This is a genomic window from Georgenia thermotolerans (genome assembly GCF_009193185.1).
GTDB classification, from domain to species: domain Bacteria; phylum Actinomycetota; class Actinomycetes; order Actinomycetales; family Actinomycetaceae; genus Georgenia; species Georgenia thermotolerans.
In genome coordinates this window covers 1-1,299 of record NZ_VUKF01000105.1, presented here as the reverse complement: position 1 = coordinate 1,299, position 1,299 = coordinate 1, and the positions used below count along the sequence as shown (strand labels likewise).

The window sequence follows — 1,299 nt, the reverse complement described above, 5'->3', positions numbered from 1 at the left end:
TTACGGCGGTCATAGCGAGGGGGAAACGCCCGGTCCCATTCCGAACCCGGAAGCTAAGCCCCTCAGCGCCGATGGTACTGCACGGGAGACCGTGTGGGAGAGTAGGACACCGCCGAACACCCATTCCAGAAAGGCCCCCACCACCCGGTGGGGGCCTTTCTGCATATCCGTGCCGGCCCCCATCGGCCAAGGACCCTTCCGCGTCATTCTCTTTCCCGATAGTCCGCGCGGTGTCGTTTCTGCGTCTCCCCGTGGGCTCGTGCCGGGACCTGCCTCTGGCTGTTTCGGGTAGTCCGCGGCGGGCGGCGGGCACAGCGCATGCCGCGCGCCCGGGTGGTGTGGCGGGGAGCGGTTCGATCGCGTCTGTGGCGTCGGTCCTCGTCGTTGTGGTCGGGATCGGCGGCGGTTAGGTTGGTGCCCGATCCGTCACGCGAGCAGCTCGGCGCCGGAGGCGATCGTCGCGGGCCGGCGGGGGTGCTGGCGAATGGCAGCTGATCTGCTGGGGGCGCCATGGCGTGCAGCGTTCGTGAGCCACTGCGGCAGGTTCGGCCAATAGCGGCGGCGTCCCGTTCGCGCGGCTCGCGATGACCGCGGGAGGCGACGGGCGCAGATCACGGGCCGGGTGGCCGCGGACGAAGGCCGCTCTTCGCCCGGTCCTCATCGCGTCGGCGCTGCTCGTGGTCTACTTCGCGGTGCCCGTCGGAACTGCGTCTGCGCCAGCGGTGGTGCTGCTGGTACTCGGGTTGTTGGCGCTCGGGGGACTGTTGATCTGGCAGGTACGAGCGGTGACGGTGTCGCCCTATCCGCGCCTGCGTGCGCTCGAGGTCGTGGCCACCGTGGTGCCGTTCTTCCTGACTCTCTTCTCCGGCATCTACTCGGCCATGTCGCAGTCCGACCCGGCAGCCTTCAGCGAGCCGCTGGGGCGCCTGGACGCCCTGTATTTCGCCATCACCACGTTCGCGACGGTCGGGTTCGGCGACATCGTGGCACGCACCGAGGGCGCGCGGCTGGTCGTCACCCTTCAGATGGTCGGCGGGCTGGTCCTCGTCGGGCTGCTGGCGCGCGTGCTCGTCGGCGCCATGCAGCGCGGCCTGCGTCGGCTCGGACGGGACGACGGCTCGGACGGCAGCGGCCCGGGGTGACCCGCCGTCCCCGAGAGCCCGCCCCATAGACCTGACTTGGCTCACGAATCGGGGCTGACCGGTGGGGCGCCGCGCTGACCTGCAGGTTTGTCCGTTCGGTGCTGGGAAATGTGGCACTAAATCGGGGCCTAAGGTGGTCGGGTGTCGCCGCACATCC

1 protein-coding gene and 1 rRNA gene are annotated in these 1,299 nt (G+C 69.9%); both read left to right on the top strand.

Going from position 1 to position 1,299, the window contains the following annotated elements; genetic code table 11:
• Position 1: 1 nt before the first annotated feature.
• Positions 2 to 118: ribosomal RNA gene (gene rrf, locus GD970_RS21365) — 5S ribosomal RNA — on the top strand.
• Positions 119 to 677: 559 nt separating this feature from the next.
• Complete coding sequence (locus GD970_RS21360) at positions 678 to 1,142, top strand: potassium channel family protein (RefSeq protein WP_226925529.1); 465 nt, start codon at positions 678 to 680, stop codon at positions 1,140 to 1,142.
• The last annotated feature ends 157 nt before the right edge of the window (positions 1,143 to 1,299 follow it).